Source organism: Kitasatospora sp. NPDC088779 (assembly GCF_040685395.1).
In the GTDB taxonomy this organism is placed as follows: Bacteria; Actinomycetota; Actinomycetes; order Streptomycetales; family Streptomycetaceae; genus Kitasatospora.
In genome coordinates this window covers 13,788-30,697 of the sequence record NZ_JBFBHW010000042.1, presented here as the reverse complement: position 1 = coordinate 30,697, position 16,910 = coordinate 13,788, and the positions used below count along the sequence as shown (strand labels likewise).

The window sequence follows — 16,910 nt, the reverse complement described above, 5'->3', positions numbered from 1 at the left end:
CACCCCTCATGGTTGTATTTGCCACCTATCTTGACTCGACGCCACCGGAGGACGGTACGAACGCCATGAGCACATCCCAGACCCCTGCCGCAGCGCCCGCCCTGGGGCACTCGCTCAAGCACCTCGCCCTCCACCTGATCACCCCGCTGCTGATGTGCCTCGGCATGGCGCTCGCCTACCAGGGCGCCTTCCACCAGCCCGAGCCGCACCACCTGAAGGTCGCCGTGGTCGGCACCACCCCGCAGGCGCAGGGCCTGGCACAGGCGATCCAGGCCAAGGCCGGGGCGGCGGTCGACGTCCGCACCCTGCCAGACCGGGCGACCGCCGAGCAGCAGCTGCGCGACCGCGACCTGGTGGGGGCCTTCCTCCCGGATGCCAGGAGCCCCGAACTGCTCGTCGCCAAGGGGAACTCGGACACCTCGGCGGTGGCCGCCACGGCGGTGTTCAGCAACGTCACCGACCGGCAGGGCGTGCCGTTGCACGTCACCGATCTCACCACCCCGGCCGAGGGCGACCCGACCGGCCAGGGCCTGTTCTTCCTGCTGGTCGCGCTGAGCATCGGCTCCTACGCCAGCGTCGCCGTGATCGGCGCGGCCGGCGCCGGGCTGAGCATGCGGATCCGGGCGCTGGTCGGCGTGGCGGTGTCGCTGGTGGTGAGCGTGATCGGGATCGTCACCGCCGGACCGGTCTTCCATGTGGTCGACCACGACCTGGCCGCGGTGTGGGCGCTCGGGTGGCTCTACTCGGCGGGCGTCGTCCTGATCGGCATCGGCCTGCACAGCTTCCTGAAGAGGTGGACCACCCTGGCCCTGATGGTGCTGTTCGTGATGCTGAACTTCACCAGCTCCGGCGGCGTCTTCCGGCCCGAGCTGCAGAACGGCTTCTTCGGCGCGCTGCACGGCTTCTGGACCGGCGCCGGCTTCCTGGAGGGCGCGCGCAGCATCCTGTACTTCGACGGCGGCGCGGGCCTCGGCGGGCACGTCGTGACCCTGGCGGTCTGGCTGCTGCTGGGCGGGGCCGCGCTGGTGGCCGCCGCGCTCTACGAGGGGCGCGGGCGCCGGGCGGTGGAGAGCCCGGTGGAGGCCGAGGGGGAGATGGCGGAGGCGGTCGCGGTCTGACCGCACCGCACGCGAGTGCTTCACCCGCCGCCAAGGGCATCGGCACCGGGTGGGGACCGGCGGCCCGCGCCCGGCTCTGGACAAGCCGGACGCGGGCCGGTTTCGCGGCTCCGGTTCCGTGACTCAAGCTCTGTGACTCCGGGTTCCGTGACTCCGGGCTCATGGCTCCGGGCTCATGGCGCGCCTTCGGGGTGCCCGTCGTCCGGGAGGCGGTCGAGGGCGGCGACGGGGATTCCTCCAGGGGTGAGGGTCATCGGGCGTCCCCGGCGGGGGCCGTCGCGTCGCCGGACGGGGCGTCGCCGCGCAGGTGCGGGCGGGCCAGCAGCAGGTAGAGCCCGCCGGCCGCGAGCACCGCCACGGCCGAGAGCAGCACGAGGTAGTCGTCGTACCAGGCGGCGTCCGGGGTGCGGCCCCAGCAGATGTTGACGATCGCGGCGAGCCCGTACACCAGCGCGCCGATGTTCACCGCCAGGCCCCAGCGGCCGAGCCGGAAGTCCCCGCTCGGGCGCCAGCCACGCAGCCGGGCGCGCAGGGCGGCCAGCACCACCATCTGGAAGGCGAGGTAGATGCCGATGCTGGAGAAGGAGATGATCTTCGTCAGGGCGCCCTCGGAGAGCGCCGAGGCGCCGACGATGATCACGCCCGGCACTGCCGCAGCGAGCAGCAGCGCGTACGGCGGTACCCGCAGGCGGTCCGAGACGGTGGCGAGCAGCCGGCTGCCCGCGATCATCCGGTCCCGGGCGAAGGAGTACGCCAGCCGGCTCGCCGCCGCCTGGAGGCTCAGCACGCAGGACAGGAAGGAGATCAGCACCACGCCGATCACCACCCGGGCGCCGGTGGCGCCGAACGCGTCGTGCAGCACCGAGGCCACCGGGTCCTTGTCGTCGCCGGAGACCACCGCGCCGATGTCCTGGATCGACATCACCAGCGCCAGGCTGACGCCGATCGCCGCCGCGCCGCCGACGTAGAGGGTGCGCCGCATCGACTTGGGGATCTGTCGACCGGGGTTCGGCACCTCCTCGGCGACGTCGCCGCACGCCTCGAAGCCGAAGAAGAGGAAGACCGCGATCAGCCCGGCGGCCAGGAAGGCGTCGGTGTACGAGCCGCCGCCGCCCGCGCCGAAGCGGTCGAAGACCACACCGAGCCCGTGGTAGCGGTGGGTCAGCAGCAGCCAGGCGCCGACCGCCAGGGCGCCCAGCAGCTCGGCGGCGAAGCCGAACACGGCCGCCGCCGACAGCACCTTGGTGCCGCCCAGGTTGATCACGGTGGCGAGCAGCAGCAGGCCGAGCGCGCACCAGACGGTCGTCGCGGTGCTCGGTTCGACGCCCAGCAGCGCGGCCACGTACGGGCCGGCGCCGTAGGAGACCGCGGCGATGGTGGACATCAGCGCCAGCAGGTACACCCAGCCGGTCAGCCAGCCCCAGGTGCGGCCCCAGAGCCGGCGCGACCACGGGTACACCCCGCCCGCCACCGGGAACTGGGCGACCACCTCGCTGAACACCAGTGCCACCAGCAACTGGCCGACCCCGGCGATCAGGAAGCTCCACACCATCGGCGGGCCGGCGGTCGCGAGGGAGGAGGCGAAGAGTGTGTACACGCCGACGACCGGGGAGAGGTAGGTGAAGCCGAGGGAGAAGTTCGCCCAGAGGCTCATGTCGCGTTTGAACTCGGAGGCGTAGCCGAGGGCGGCCAGCCGTGCGGCGTCGGCATCGGCGCCGAGGTCGGGGCCCTGAGGGGGGAGGGGGCCGGTCGGGGAGGTGGCACGTGCGCTGGCATCGGTCATGACCTGCTCCTGCTCCTGGGAACGTGGCGTGACGCGTGAGGGCTTACCGGGGGGTGGTGCTCGGACCGGGATCGCGGGAAAACATACGAGATCGGGTTTCTAGCGGCAAGGGTGCGTGCCCGACCGGGAGGTACCCTGCCGGAAGCACCCAGTCCGACGGTGATCGAGGAGAGGGTCGGCGTGGCGACGATCGGGAGCGCGACCCCGCTGCTCAGCGCCGTCCTCGCGCCGCTGACCGACCTCGGCCGCGCCGATGCCGTGGCCCGCCGGATCACCGAGGCGATCGCCCTCGGCCTGGTCGCCGACGGGGATCAACTGCCCAGCGAGAACGACCTCGCCGACCAACTCGGCGTCGCCAACGGCACCGTCCGCGAGGCGCTCGCCCTGCTCCGCGAGGCCGACCTGATCGAGACCCGGCGTGGCCGCAACGGCGGCAGCTTCGTCCGCACCCCCGGCGAGGGCCCCGAGCGCCTCCAACTCGCCCGGCTGCGCGACCTCGCCACCGTCGACCTGCGTGACCTCGGCGACGAGGAACTGGCCGTCTCCGGCACCGCCGCCCGGCTCGCTGCCGAACGCGCCCCCGTCGACCTCGCACCCCGGCTCACCCGGCTGGTGCACGACCTGCGCGACGCCGCCGGGCCCGCCGAACAGCGCCGCGCCGACGCCCGTTTCCACATCGAACTCGCCGTCGCCGCCCAGTCCGTGCGCCTCACCCGGCTCGCCGTCCGGCTCCAGGCCGAACTCGGGCCGCTGCTCTGGCTGCCCGCACCGCACGGCCCCGACCAGGAACGGTTCGCCGAGCAGCACCGGGAGATCCTGGTCGCCGTCCTGGCCGGCGACGCGGCCGGGGCCCGGGCCGCCGCCGAGGTGCACACCGTCGCCTGCGTGCACCACCTGGTGCGGGGGCACCTCCAGCTGGCGGACGAACGGGTGACGGGGGACGGGTGACGGGTGACCGGAGGCCCGGTGGTGGGGCGGGCGGCGGTGCCGTCGGCGGCGGCGAACCGGGAGGTGGTCCGGACATGACCTCCACTCCTGGATGTATCAGCCCCGTTTTGGCGCGGGCGGCCGGGTGAAGCAGCAGTCGCCGCAGACCCCGGCGCCCGGCCCCACCCGGTAGTACAGGCAGCAGCTGGTCCGCCGGAAGGCGGCGCCGCGCGGGCCGGTCCGCAGCGTCCCGGTACCGGCCAGTGACGGGCGCGCGAGCAGCTCCGCCACCAACGCCCTTGCGGGGACCGGTGCGTGGGCGTCCAGGACCCGCAGCGTACCGGCCAGGGCGGAGGCGGCGTTGCCCGACAGCAGCCGGGCGGAGAGCGGGACGGCGGACCGCACCGCCGCCGCCAGCGGCTCCAACTGGCCCACCAGGACAGCCTCGTACAGCTGGTCGGCGAGCGGGAGCGAAGTGGGGAACGGAGCGGGGAGCGGGGGCTCCGGCGGTGCCCAGAGGTCGAGCGGCCCCTGATCCGGGATCCGTACCCAGGCGTGCTCCAGTGTCGGGACCGTACCCAGCAGGACGGCCGCCCCGAGGCCCACCGACCAGAAACGGGCGGCCAGTCCGAGGTGCAGGATCGACGCGGCGACCCGCGGCTCGGCGGTGCCGAGCCGCTGCGCCACCACCCGGATCCGCCGGGCCAGCGGCGCGTCCGGCCCGGCGCCGTACAGCTCGGGCAGCGGCCGGAAGCCCGGGGGCGGCCCCGCGCCGGGCGTGGCGGGGGTGTCGAGCGCGAAGTACGGGCCGACGGCGGCGAGTCGGCCGTAGTCGGGGCGGCCGGCGTTCCCGGTGCCGTCGGCGGGGCGGTCGACGGGCATCGGGCGGGCCTCCAGGGCGTTCAGGCGTTCGGTGTGCTCGGTGTGCTCGGTGTGCTCGGTGCGCTCGGTGCGTTCGGGCGCGCGGAGGAACGGTACCGCGCCTGTCGGGGGGTGAGCGCGCTGCCGGGGCGGTGGCGCCGGTCCGGGCCGGCGCCACCGCCCCGGGCGCGCCCGGGGTCAGCGTCCCCGGCCGCCGCCGCGGGCGCCGCGCGGGCGGGTGAGGGTGAAGCGGTCGACGGGGACGAGGTCTCCGTACGGGCCGCTGACGGAGTAGTACGTGACGTCGATGGTGGTCCGGCCGCCGCGCTCGCCCGGGTCGACCTCGAAGGCGGCGAAGCCGTACGGGTTTTCGGCGTCCCGGAAGGCGGACCAGGGGGCGTCCTCGATCACGTACTGCGGGGGCCGCTTGCCGGTGGCCGGGTCGACGGCTCCGACGCCGGTGATGACGCGGGCCTTGGCGGGCTCGAAGAAGAGGTGGTTGGAGGGGGCGGAGGTGCCGCCACCGCCGATCACCAGGTGGACGGTGCCCCGGGTGGTGTCGATGGTGGCGGTGTCGGTGGCGACCGGGACGGGGGTGCGGGTGTCGGTCTGCTGCTGGCCGCGGATCGGGTGCGAGCGCTCGTAGTGGTGCTCGTGGCCGCAGACCACCAGGTCGACGCCGTACTTGTCGAACAGCGGCACCCAGGTCTCGCGGATGCCGAGGTCCGCGCCGTTGAACTTGTCGGCGGTGGAGATGACGACCTGGTGCATGCAGACCACGATCCAGTCGATCTCGGGGTTCGCGTTGGCGGCGGCCAACTCCCGCTCCAGCCAGCGCTGCTGGGCGCCTCCGGAGTAGCCGTGGACGTAGGAGTCGCCGGCGTCCTGGTAGGCGACGTCGTCGTTGTTGAGGCTGATGACGCGGACCGCGCCGGCGGTGAACGCGTACCAGAGGCCGTGCAGTTCGTCGTCGGAGCCGGACGGGGGGAGGTCGAAGTAGGCCTGGTAGGCGCCGTAGCCGGTCGGGCCGTTGCCGCGCTCGTTCTCGTGGTTGCCGGCGGCGGGCATCCAGGGGCGGTGGCGGGCGGAGCGGGTGTTGTTCTCGAACCAGTCGGACCAGGTGCGGACCCGGTCGGTGGCGAGGTTGGCGTAGCAGAGGTCCCCGTTGACGAGGTGGAACAGCGGGGCGATCCGCTCGACTCCGGCGGTGGTGTCGCCGGCGGCGGGGCTGCCCAGGTTGTCGTTGGCGTAGCCGTTCGCGGTCTTCTTGCCGAGGGTGGGGGTGCCCTGGTCGCCGAAGCTGGTGAAGGTGAAGGCGGCCCGGCCGCGCGGGGCGGTGCGGACGGTGCCGAGCTCCGGGGTGGCACCGTCGTGGACGGCGGCGTACACGTAGTCCGTGTCGGGGTGCAGGCCGCTCAGCCGGGCGTGGTGGATCTGGACCTCGGTGCCGGACTTGGCGTCCCGGTAGGTGTTGGTGTCGGCCTGCACGCTGCGGCCCAAGCCGCCGTGCGAAGTGCCGTACCGGACACGGGGGTTGCCGACCGAGGCGGTGGTGTGCCAGGAGACCACGACCTCGCGCGAGGCGTCCGAGCCGAACTGGAGGTGCAGCCCGGCGACGCGCGGGGCGCCGGAGCGGTCCGGCCGCTCCAGCAGCAGTGGAGAGGCGGCGGCGGGCGTGGCCGCGATGCCGGAGAGGGAGACGGCGCCGCCGAGACCGAGACCGGTGGCACCGGCCAGGATCCCGCGCCGGCTGACGGGGAGATGTCCACTGGAAGCGTTCATGGCCGCCAGCCTCACCGCGCGTTGGTGAACCGCGCCGGGGCCGTGACGTGAACTTCCCGCCGGGCCGCATCGGCGGCGGACGGGGAGCGCCGGTCGGCATCGCCGTCCACGCCTGGGGGACGGGCTACCCGGTGCCGCAGTGATGGGTGCCGCAGTGATGGGTGCCGCAGTGACGGGCGCCGCGGCGATGGGCCCCGCGGTCACGGGCGCCGCAGTGACGGGCCCTGCCGCGACGGACGCGTCCACGGAGCCGAGGGGGCGCTCCGTGGACGCGGGGAACCTACGAGGCGGGGGTGGCCTCCGGACATCGTGTCCTCCGGCCTGGCAGTTCGATCGTCGACCGAGGTAGTGCCAGTGGCAGACCCTGATCCGTCTCGATCTGTCACCACTGCCTCCTGCGGTCGAACTCCTTCAGCTGCCTCGCAGGTCCACCTCCCATCATGCGCTTCCCACACCGTGTGCACCAGGGGTCAACCGCCCGAAATCGGATGGATTTCGCAAGTCGGGAGATTCGGGGCGGTGTTACGGCTTCGGCCAGCCGTCGACGAAGGAGAGCGTGCGGTGGTACGGCCCGTCGGGCCCGGTGCTGCGGTAGTCCTCGGTGCTGGTGCCGGTGCGGACGGTGGAGTCGCCGTCGTGGCGGCGGGCGGTGGGGCGCAGGGTGTGGTCGACGGTCGAACGCTCGGTGACGTGGCCGCCGGTGGCCGCGGTGGCCTCGCGGTGGTAGCCGAGGTCCATGGCGGTCCGCTGGTCGGTGTTGCCGGCGGCGTCGTGGGTGACGCGGTAGGTGACGTCCAGCGGTTCGCCCTCGCGCACGGTGGTGGTGCGGTGCGGGCCGCCGCCCCAGGTGGCGGTGGTGCGGGTGAGGTCGGTGCGGTTGTGCAGGGTCACGTCGTTGCCGCTGTCGCGCAGCTGCTGGGCGGAGCGGAAGGCGAGGTCGTCGCGGACCTCGGTGGTGATCCGGCCGTGCGAGGTCTGGACCCAGCCGCGGGCGAGGTCGTGCCGGCCTGCGGTGACGGTCCAGTCGCCGCTGCCGCCGCCGTGGTCGGTGAGCCGGGTGTCGACGGCGGCCTCGGGGGCGACCCGGTGGTCGGTGAGCTGCCCGGTGGTGCGGGCGGTGCCGTGGTCGACGTCGGCGAAGAGGTTGACCTGGCCGGTCCAGGTGTCGTTGTTCTGCGCCTCGGTGGCGTTCACCGCGATGCCGACGGTGTGCGGGCGGCCGTCGAGCAGCAGTCCGACGTAGGGGGTGAGGTCGAGCCGGTAGGCGGGCAGGTCGAAGGCGAAGACGCCGGGGACGGGCCGCCAGAGCAGCGGATCCCACCCGCCGGTGTAGATGACGGGGTAGGGCCAGACCGCGCCGGCCGTCCGCCCGTCGACGGTGAGCCGCAGTTCGCGGAACGGGCCCTTGCCGCAGGAGCCGAGGCCGGGGTTGGCGCTGACGAAGGCGTCGGGCGCGGAGGCGTAGGCGAACTCCTCGCAGGCGCCGCCGCCCCGGGTGTAGACCTCGGCGGTGAGGCGTTCGAGGTTCTGCGGGAAGGTGAGCTCGCGGGTGGCGGCGGGGGCGGCCTGGGTGAGCGCGAACGGCCCGGTGGTGAGCAGGCGGTCGGCGGCGCGGGCGGCGGGCCGGCGGTCGTCCGCGGTGTAGAAGGTGACACTGGCGCTGATGGTGAAGACGCCGGTGTAGGTGGCGTCGGTGACGTTGGCGAGGTCGAGGGAGAACGGCTGCGGGCCGGCGGCGAACAGCGGGGCGTAGCGGGTGAGATCGCGTTCGAGCTTCCATTCGATGCCGTCCTTGGACGGCTCGGGGGTGGAGGAGAGCAGCACCTGGACGCCGCCGACGCGGGCGCTGAAGATGCGGTCGAACTGCCGCCCGGCGACCTGCCCGTGGAGGTCCAGGACCACCGCCGACCAGGGCCCGGCGCAGTCGGCGGGCGGGGTGAGGGTGGTGGTGTACGGGGTGTCGGGCGGGTTGCCGTACCCGTTGCGGAACTGCTGGTCGTGCATTACCTCGACGGTGCAGGAGCGGGTGTCGGGGCGGGTGAGCGGCCGGGTGGCGGTGACCGGGTCGTGGTAGTCGGTGCCGAAGTCGGCGTGGGCGGGGGCGGCGGCGGTGAGGGTGCCGGCGAGGGTCAGGGCGGCGGCGCCGAGGAGGCGGGCGGCGCGGCGAAGCAGCGGGCGGACGGCCAAGGCTGGTCCCCAGGGGTCGGGCGGCCGGCGGGCGCTGCCGCGGGCCGGGTGGGCGGTCCGGGCATCCTTTCGGCGGTGGCATGCCAGCGTCAAGGATTCGCCGGGGGCGCTTCGGGTGCCCGGCGTCGCGGGCCCGGCAAAGCCCTAGTCGACCTCCAGGGCCGCCGCCTCCTGGCGGATCAGGTCGCGCAGGGTGGCCAGCCGGGGCCGGCGGTCGTCCAGCCGCCACTGCATCTCCAGCGGCAGGGTGGCCCGGCCGTCCAGCCGGACGGTGGCCACGTCCTCGGTGAGGTGGCCGGTCATCGAGCCGGGCACCAGCGAGAACGCGCGGTTGCGGGCGAGCAGGTAGAGCCGGGAGCCGACGATCCGCGGCGGGCTGACCAGGACCGGCGGGTCGACGCCGTGGTCCGCGCACAGGCCGAGCACGTGGTCGTAGTAGCGCGGGTGCTGCTCGCGCGGCCACAGCAGCAGCGGCAGGTCGCGCAGTTCGCCGAGGCGCACGCTCGTCCGGCCGGCCAGCGGGTGGTCCCGGCCGAGGGCGACCCGCACCGGCTCGTCGGCGATCCGCTCCAGCCGGTAGCCGGCCACCTCGTCGAGGAAGCGGCCGAGGCCGATGTCGGCGAGTTCGGCGGCCAGCGCGGTGGAGACCTGGCCGGTGTCGACGGCGACCTCGGCGGTGGTGAGCGCGGGCAGTTCCTGTTCGGCGCGGCTGACCACGGCGGGCAGCAGCCGGTTCACCACACTGGGGGAGGCGACGATCCGGGCCGTCCCCAGCCGGGACTCCTCGTGCAGCCGCACCCGGGCCAGCAGCGTCTCGGCCTGCCCGAGCAGCCGGGCGCTCTCGGCGGCCATCACCTCGCCGGCCTCGGTCATCGCCACCGAGCGGCGGCTGCGGTCGAACAGCTCGACACCGACGGTCCGCTCCAGCCGGGCGACCTCCTGGCTGACCGTCGGCTGGGAGATGTGCAGCCGTTCGGCGGCCCGTCCGAAGTGCAGTGTTTCGGCGACGGTGAGGAAGACCTCAAGTTGACGCAAGGTGAAGCCCATGGCCCAAGCCTAAGCCAACCCATAGGTCCGAGCCTATGGAAAGCCCCAGGACTCATTCTGGATTCCGATGCGAACCGTCCATACGCTGAGCGACACGTTGCCCCACCGCAGTGGCATCTCACAGAGAGATCCGACCATGACCGGACTGCCCCCCAGCACCCCCGAAGCCGTCGGCTCCGCGCCGGCCACCCGTTCCGCGCGGGCCATCCGCGTCTCCGAGGAGGTCGCGCAGGCCGTGGCCGACGGCCGGCCCGTGGTCGCGCTGGAATCGACCATCTTCACCCACGGCCTGCCGCGCCCCCGCAACCTGGCCGTCGCGCTGGAGGCCGAGCGACAGCTGCGCGAGGCGGGCGTCGTCCCGGCGACCATCGGCGTGCACGCGGGCGTGCCCACGGTCGGTCTGAGCACCGAGCAGATCACCGAACTGTCCGCGACGGACGGCCTGGACAAGGTGAGCCTGCGCGACCTGCCGGTGGTCGCCGCGCTCGGCCGCCACGGCGGCACCACCGTCGCGGCCACCGCCTTCCTCGCCCACCGGGCGGGCATCCGGGTGTTCTCCACCGGCGGCCTCGGCGGCGTCCACTTCGGCGCCTCCGAGAGCTTCGACGAGTCGGCCGACATGACCACCCTGGCCGCCACGCCGGTCACCGTGATCAGCGCGGGCGTGAAGTCGATCCTCGACATCCGGGCCACCCTGGAGCGCTTCGAGACCTTCAACATCCCGGTCATCGGCTACCGCACCCGCAAGTACCCCGGCTTCTACGTCACCGACTCCGGCCACGAGATCAACTTCAGCGTCGAGTCGCCCGAGGAGGCCGCGCGGCTCATCGAGGCCCGCGACCGCCTCGCCCTGCCGCAGGCCGTCCTGATCGCCAACCCGGTGGACCCCGCCAAGCAGCTGCCGCCGGAGGAACTCGACGGCATCCTGGCCCGCGCCTGGGCCGAGGCCGAGCGCCAGGGCGTCACCGGCAACGCCTCCACGCCGTTCCTGCTCGACCACATCCAGCGCGACACCCAGGGCCGCAGCCTGGAGGTCAACGTCGAGGTCTACCGGGGCAACGTCCGGCTCGGCGGCCAGATCGCGACCGCGCTGGCGGCCGCCGCCCGCAGCGGGGCCTGACCCGTGCTGGGGGTGCTCGGCGACCTCGTCGAGGACATCGTCGTCTGGGTCGACGGCCCGCTGCGGCACGGCACCGACTCCAGCGCCCAGGTCTTCCGGCGGCGCGGCGGCAGCGCGGCGAACGTCGCGAGCTTCGCCGCCGGTCAGTACCCGGCCCGGTTCATCGGCTGCGTCGGCGCCGACCCGGTCGGGGACGGCGTCGTCGCCGAGCTGACCGGGCACGGCGTGGACGTACGGGTCGCCCGGCGCGGCCAGACCGGCAGCATCGTGGTCCTGATCGACCAGACCGGCGAACGGACCATGCTGCCCGACCGCGGCGCGGCCAAGCTGCTGGACCGGGTGCCGGACGAGTGGCTGGCCGGCCTGACCCACCTGCACGTGCCCGCCTACTCCTTCGACGGCGATCCGGTCGGCCGCTCCGCGGTGGACGCGTTGGCGCGGGTCCGACGGGCGGGCGGCACCACCTCGGTGGACGCCTCCTCGACCGGCATGCTGGAGCAGTACGGGCGGGAGCGCTTCCTCGCCCTGCTGGCCGAGTTGGCGCCGACCTTCGTGTTCGCCAACCGGTCCGAGGCGGAGTACCTGGGCCTGCTGGTGGGCGGGCTGCCGGGGCCGGAGCGGGCCCGGTTGGCGGCCACCACCGTGGTCACCAAGGCGGGCGCGGAGGCGACCACCGTCGACGTGCCCGGGGACGCGCCGTTCACGGTGCCCGTGCCGCCGGTGAGCGAGGTGCGCGACCTCACCGGCGCCGGGGACGCCTTCGCGGCGGGATTCCTGGCCGGCTTCCTGGAGGCCGGCGACCTGAACCTGGCCGCCGGCCTCGGGCACCGCAGCGCGGCCCGGGTGCTGGCCACGCCGGGGGCCTCGTTCGCGGAGCGGTGACCTCGGGGAGGCGTCGGGGTGGGCTCGGGACCGCGTCGGGGCGGCGGCGGGGTGGGCTCGGGGCGGTGTCGAGCTGACCATAGGGTGGGCGGCCCTGTGCCCGGGGGCCGCCCACCGGGTGCCCGGCGGCCCGCTCAGCGCAGCGCGTCCTTGCGGAGGAAACGCTTCAGCCGCTGCCAGGGCCAGGTGTTGATCACGTCCTCGGCGGTGAGCCAGCCGCGCTGCGCCGTACCGATGCCGAAGCGCGGGTAGGCGAGCTGCCCGGTGGCGTGGGCGTCGCTGTCGATCGCGAAGCGGACGCCGTGCCGCTTCGCCCGCAGGATGTCCTCGTCACGCAGGTCGAGCCGCTGCGGGGAACTGTTGATCTCGATCGCGGTGCCGGTGCGCGCGGCGGCCACGAACACCGCGTCCAGGTCGACGTCGATCGGGCCGCGGCGGCCGATCCTCCGGGTGGTGAGGTGGCCGATGACGTGCACGTGCGGATTCTCGCAGGCGCGGATCAGCCGGCGGGTCTGGGCGGCCCGGTCGGCGGTGAAGTGCGAGTGCACGGAGGCCACGCAGACGTCGAAGCCGGCCAGGAACCCGGGCGGCCAGTCCACCCCGCCGTCCGGGCCGATGTTCAGCTCGGTGCCGTGCAGGAGGCGCAGCTTCCGGTGGCGGTCGGCGAGTCGGCGCAGCCGCTCGCGCTGGGCGAGCATCTTCTCGTCCGTCATCCGCTGCATCACCAGGTCCGGTGCGTGGTCGGTGACGGCGTAGTAGGAGTAGCCGCGGGCGGCCGCGGTGTCGATCATCTCCTCCAGGGTGGCCAGGCCGTCGGTCAGGTCGGTGTGCGTGTGCAGGTCGCCGCGAAGGTCCGACTCCTGGACCAGATCCGGGAGTTCACCGCGCAGGGCGGCCTCGATCTCGCCCCGGTCCTCGCGCAGCGGCGGCGCGATCCACGGCAGGCCGAGTGCCGCGTACACCTCGTCCTCGGTCGCGGACGCCACCTTGGCGCCGTCCGCGCCCTCGCCGTCCGTTTCCTCGCCGTCCGCTCCCTCGGCGGCGGTCCGGAACAGGCCGTACTCCGAGAGCTTCAGCCCGGCCCGGACGGCCATCGTGCGCAGCCTGATGTTGTGCGCCTTCGATCCGGTGAAGTAGACGAGTGCCGCGCCCCAGTCCTCCTCCGGGACGACCCGCAGGTCCACCTGCACGCCCCCGGTGGTGCGCACCGAGGTCTTGGTCGGACCGCTCGCGATCACCTCGGCCACGTACGGGAGTCCGGTGAGCGCGGCCATCAGCGGGGCGGAGTCGGCGGCCGTCGCCAGCACGTCGACGTCGCCGACCGTCTCGCGCATCCGGCGCAGCGACCCCGCGCACGCGCAGCGGGTGCAGCCGGGCACGGCGGACAGCGCGGCGACGAGCTGCTCGGCCAGTTCGGTGGCCGCGTCGAGCAGCGTGCGGCCGCCGGAGCGCCGCAGCAACTCGATGCCGTGCAGGATCTTCTCGCCGCTGCGCTCGCCGAAGCCCGCCACGCCGGACAGCCGGTCGGAGCGGACCGCCTCGGCCAGGTCGTCGACGGAGGCGATGCCCAGGTCGCGGTAGAGGGCGAGGGCGCGCTTGGGGCCGACGCCGGGCACGGCCGTCATCTCCCGGACCCCGGACGGGACTTCGACGCGAAGGGCCTCCAGGGCGGTGATCCGCCCGGTGGTGAGGTACTCGGCGACCTTCTCGGCGGTGGACTTCCCGACGCCGGGGATCTGCTGCAGGCCCTTGGCGTCCAGGCCGGCGACGTCCTCGGAGTGGCCGCCCACCGCGCGGGCGGCCTTCTCGTAGGCCCGCGCCCGGAAGGCGTCCCCGCCGGTGATGTTGATCAGGTCGGCGTACTCCTGGAGCAGCTCCCGCACCTGGTCGTTGAGCCGGGGCATGGGGCCAGTCTAGGGGGGTCTCCGGGCTCCGGCCCGGGCGGCGGACCTCCGGGCGGGCGAAGGGAGTTCGTGAGGCCCGGCCCGGGGTCGGCGGCGCCGCGTCGCGGGCCCGCGGCGGGCCGGAGCCCGGGCCTGCCCCGCCGGTCGGCGGGTGTGGCACCGGCCGACCGGCGGGGGTGGTGCCCGGTTCGCGTCCCGGAGCCGGATTGTCACCCGAACGAGTGAGGTGCAGGCTGACAGCAGGGCCTGGGAAGCGGCCCGCGCCGGTCGGCCGCGGTACTGATGACGGCCGCCGGCGATGCGCGAGGGGCAGGGCGATGGCAAGCGGGAAGCTCTGGGGCTATGTCGCATCGGGGGCCAGGGCACTCGGCGCCCTCGGCGGGCCGGGTGGCCCCGGCCGTACGGGCGGGCCCGGCGGCGCGGCGGCGGGCGAGGAACCGGGACCGTTCCGACCGGGCGAGATGGCCGGGCCCCGGGAGCTGTCCCGGCCGGAACTGGAGCGCGTCGAGTGGACCGGCCGGCAGGCCGGCTGCGAGCCGCAGGCACGGCACGTCCAGGTGGCCGAGGTGGTCCGCAAGGTGGTGCGCGGCGGCGGCCGGGCGGCGGCGGTGACGACCCGGCTGGCGCCGGGGCTGCCGGTGGTGGCCGCGGACGCCCGGCGGCTGGAGGCCGCGCTCGCCGGCCTGGTCGACCACGCGATCCGGCGCAACCCGCCCGGCGGGCGGGTGTTGGTCCGCGCCGAGGTGGCGGGCGGGCCGGGCCCGGCCGCGACGGCCCTGCGGGCGGCCGGGTTGAGCGGGGCGGCGCGACCGCGCGGGCGGGTGGAGATCCGGGTGGCCGACCGGGGGTCGTCCGAGCTGCCCGGGGCGCGGGAGTGGCTGCTCGCGGGCGCCCGCGCCGACGGGCCGGTCGGGCCCGCCGTGCACAGCCTGGTGCTGGCGGCGGGCGGGCGGCTGGCGGTGGAGGCCACGCCGGGCGGCGGGCTGACGGTGGTGCTGCTGCTGGTGGTCGCGCACGACTGACGGAAGGCCGGCGGACGGTCGGCGTGCGGCCCTTCGCGACCCTCTTGCTCACCGCAAAGACATCTTCGCAAAAAACCCTTTGCAAAGATGTCTTTGCGGTTCTACGCTCCTGCCATGACCGATGAACGCGGCTGGATGCACAGCGATGACCCCCACATCGTCCTCACGGCCAAGGGCATGCGGGCGATGGCCCACCCCGTGCGCATGCAGCTGGTCGGGCTGCTGCGCAAGCACGGCCCCTCCACGGCGACCAGGCTCGCCGAGCAGCTGGGGCTCAACTCCGGGGCGACCAGCTACCACCTCCGCCAGCTCGCCGCCGCGGGCTTCGTCGAGGAGGATCCCGAGCGCGGAAACGCCCGTGAGCGGTGGTGGCGTTCGGCCCACAAGTTCACCGTCTGGACGGGTGACGACATGGCCGACGAGGAGCCCGACACGGCCGTCGGCTTCCTCCGGTCCGTCCTCACCGCCCACGCCCTGACCGCACAGCGGTCGGTCGACGCCTTCGAGACGATGCCGCGGGAGTGGCGCAAGGCGGTCGGCCTCAGCGACGTGCTGTTGCAGCTCACCCCCGAGGAGGCCGGGCAACTGGCCGCTGATCTGTCCGCGGTGGTGCGGCGCTACCGCGCGCTGGACGCGGAGGGGCCGGCCCCGGAGGGCACCGAGCGGGTCTCCGTGGTCGTGCACGTGCTGCCCGACGCGAGCGTCGGCACCGGCGCTGGTGCCGACACCGACACCGACACCGACACCGGCGCTGGTGCCGACAGTGACACCGACACCGACACCGGTGAGGCGGGGTCCCGATGACCACCGTCGCCGACGCGCCCGCGCGTAGCCTCCGACCGCTGGTCGGGGTGCTCTCCGCGATGGCCGTCTCCATCACCGGGACGCGTGTCTCGGCCATCGCCCTGCCCTGGTTCGTCCTGGCCACCACCGGCAGCGCCACCATGACGGGCCTGGTCGCCTTCGCCGAGATGGCGCCGTACGTGCTGGTCAAGGCGCTGACCGGGCCGCTGGTCGATCGGCTCGGGCCGCGGGTGGTGTCCTGGACGACGGACTTGGTGAGCGCCGTCGCGGCCGGGCTGGTCCCGCTGCTGCACGCCTTGGGGCTGCTGCCGTTCGGGGTGCTGCTGGCGATGGTCGCGGTGATCGGCGCGATGCGCGGCCCGGGGGATCTGGCCAAATCGGTCATGGTCCCGGAGGCCGCCGACCGCGCCCGGGTGCCGATGGAGCGCGCCACCGGTCTCTCCGGCGTCACCGAACGGCTGGCTTCCACGGTCGGCCCGGCGGTCGGTGGCGGGCTGGTCGCGCTGATGGGCCCGCTGGCCGGGCTGGCGCTCAACGCCGCCACCTTCGCCCTGGGGTCCCTCGTCATCGCCTTCGCCCTGCCGCGCGGGATGGGGCGCGCGGCGGCCCTGGCATCCGCCGGCGAGCAGGCCGCCGGGGCCGAGTCCGAGTCCAAGTCCGGGGCCGAACCGGTGGGTTACTGGCGGATGTTCCGCGAGGGCTTCACCTTCCTGCGCTCCGATCCGCTGCTGCTCACCGTGACGGTGCTGGTCGGCATCACCAACCTGCTCGACGCCGGGTTCATCACGGTCCTCCTCCCGGTTTGGGCGCGGGAGTCGGGGAACGGCCCGGCCGCCATCGGCCTGACCGGCACCGCCGGGGGAATCACGGCGGTCGTCGGCAGCCTGATCGCGGCGGCCGTCGCCCACCGGCTGCCCCGCCGGACGGTGTTCTTCGCCGGCTTCCTGCTCGTCGGGGCCCCGCGCTTCCTGGTGCTCGCGTGCGGCGCGCCGCTGTGGGTGGTGCTCACGGTCTTCGCGGTCGGCGGCTTCGGCGGCGGTTTCCTCAACCCGATCCTCGGCGCGGTGCTCTTCGAGCGGGTGCCCCGCCACCTGCTCGGCCGCGTCCACGCCCTCGGCGACTCCCTCGCCTGGGCCGGTATCCCGCTCGGCGGCCTGCTGGCCGGCGCAGCGGTCGGCCTCGTCGGGCTGATACCCACCCTGGTCGCGGGCGGCGCCCTCTACTTCGCCTCCACGAACCTGGCCGGGTTGCGGCCGGAGTGGCGTGAGATGGACCGCCGGCGCGGCCGGACGGGCACTGCCGACGAGGCGAGGCCCGAGCCGGGGACAGGGCCCGAGCCCGAGCCGGGGACAGGGCCTGAGCCGGCGACGGAGCCCGAGCTCGCGCCCGCGTCGGTCCCGGCGCGCCCGTAGGCCTGTCGCACAGGGGCGGCGAGGCGAGCGTGCGGCCGGAACCAGCCGGTCAGAACCAGTC

At 74.5% G+C, this 16,910-nt stretch carries 13 protein-coding genes; 7 read left to right on the top strand and 6 right to left on the bottom strand.

What is annotated here, in order from left to right; translation table 11 throughout:
• The first annotated feature begins 65 nt into the window (after positions 1 to 65).
• Positions 66 to 1,118 carry a hypothetical protein gene (locus AB0P03_RS30505; RefSeq protein WP_363631903.1) on the top strand — a complete coding sequence of 351 codons (1,053 nt, stop codon included), beginning with the start codon at positions 66 to 68 and terminating at the stop codon, positions 1,116 to 1,118.
• A gap of 250 nt (positions 1,119 to 1,368) precedes the next feature.
• Here AB0P03_RS30505 and AB0P03_RS30500 read toward each other — a convergent pair whose 3' ends face one another.
• Complete coding sequence (locus AB0P03_RS30500; RefSeq protein ID WP_363620870.1) at positions 1,369 to 2,901, bottom strand: amino acid permease; 1,533 nt, start codon at positions 2,899 to 2,901, stop codon at positions 1,369 to 1,371.
• A 180-nt stretch (positions 2,902 to 3,081) separates the two neighbouring features.
• Here AB0P03_RS30500 and AB0P03_RS30495 point away from each other — a divergent pair, with 180 nt between their 5' ends.
• Positions 3,082 to 3,849, top strand: a complete 768-nt coding sequence (locus AB0P03_RS30495) for an FCD domain-containing protein (RefSeq protein ID WP_363631901.1) — start codon at positions 3,082 to 3,084, stop codon at positions 3,847 to 3,849.
• A gap of 96 nt (positions 3,850 to 3,945) precedes the next feature.
• Here the strand turns inward: AB0P03_RS30495 and AB0P03_RS30490 are convergent, their stop codons facing one another.
• The 4 genes from AB0P03_RS30490 to AB0P03_RS30475 form a co-directional block, all read right to left on the bottom strand.
• Entirely contained in the window at positions 3,946 to 4,710 is a 765-nt protein-coding gene (locus tag AB0P03_RS30490) for a (2Fe-2S)-binding protein (protein WP_363631899.1), read from the bottom strand.
• A gap of 177 nt (positions 4,711 to 4,887) precedes the next feature.
• Positions 4,888 to 6,471: a metallophosphoesterase family protein gene (locus AB0P03_RS30485; protein WP_363585275.1), complete on the bottom strand. Its 1,584-nt coding sequence runs from the start codon at positions 6,469 to 6,471 to the stop codon at positions 4,888 to 4,890.
• A gap of 522 nt (positions 6,472 to 6,993) precedes the next feature.
• On the bottom strand, positions 6,994 to 8,658 hold the full coding sequence (locus AB0P03_RS30480) for a peptide-N4-asparagine amidase (RefSeq protein WP_363631897.1): 1,665 nt from the start codon (positions 8,656 to 8,658) through the stop codon (positions 6,994 to 6,996).
• Between the two features lie 144 nt (positions 8,659 to 8,802).
• Positions 8,803 to 9,705: a LysR family transcriptional regulator gene (locus AB0P03_RS30475; protein ID WP_363585271.1), complete on the bottom strand. Its 903-nt coding sequence runs from the start codon at positions 9,703 to 9,705 to the stop codon at positions 8,803 to 8,805.
• Between the two features lie 136 nt (positions 9,706 to 9,841).
• On the opposite strand from AB0P03_RS30475, the gene AB0P03_RS30470 reads away from it, so the two are divergent.
• Positions 9,842 to 10,825 carry a pseudouridine-5'-phosphate glycosidase gene (locus tag AB0P03_RS30470; RefSeq protein ID WP_363631895.1) on the top strand — a complete coding sequence of 328 codons (984 nt, stop codon included), beginning with the start codon at positions 9,842 to 9,844 and terminating at the stop codon, positions 10,823 to 10,825.
• Between the two features lie 3 nt (positions 10,826 to 10,828).
• The gene (locus tag AB0P03_RS30465; protein WP_363631894.1) at positions 10,829 to 11,707 is read left to right on the top strand and encodes a PfkB family carbohydrate kinase; all 879 of its coding nucleotides are present in this window, start codon (positions 10,829 to 10,831) and stop codon (positions 11,705 to 11,707) included.
• 134 nt (positions 11,708 to 11,841) lie between these two features.
• On the opposite strand, the gene polX is transcribed toward AB0P03_RS30465, so the two are convergent.
• Entirely contained in the window at positions 11,842 to 13,611 is a 1,770-nt protein-coding gene (gene polX / locus AB0P03_RS30460) for a DNA polymerase/3'-5' exonuclease PolX (protein ID WP_363631892.1), read from the bottom strand.
• 317 nt (positions 13,612 to 13,928) lie between these two features.
• Between polX and AB0P03_RS30455 the strand changes: the two genes are divergently transcribed.
• From AB0P03_RS30455 to AB0P03_RS30445, 3 genes are all read left to right on the top strand, one after another.
• Positions 13,929 to 14,633, top strand: coding sequence for a hypothetical protein (locus AB0P03_RS30455; RefSeq protein WP_363631890.1), 705 nt, complete (start codon positions 13,929 to 13,931; stop codon positions 14,631 to 14,633).
• A gap of 114 nt (positions 14,634 to 14,747) precedes the next feature.
• Complete coding sequence (locus AB0P03_RS30450; protein ID WP_363631889.1) at positions 14,748 to 15,437, top strand: helix-turn-helix domain-containing protein; 690 nt, start codon at positions 14,748 to 14,750, stop codon at positions 15,435 to 15,437.
• Positions 15,434 to 16,849, top strand: coding sequence for an MFS transporter (locus tag AB0P03_RS30445; RefSeq protein WP_363585259.1), 1,416 nt, complete (start codon positions 15,434 to 15,436; stop codon positions 16,847 to 16,849). The genes AB0P03_RS30450 and AB0P03_RS30445 overlap by 4 nt, the downstream gene beginning before the upstream one ends.
• Positions 16,850 to 16,910: the final 61 nt, after the last annotated feature.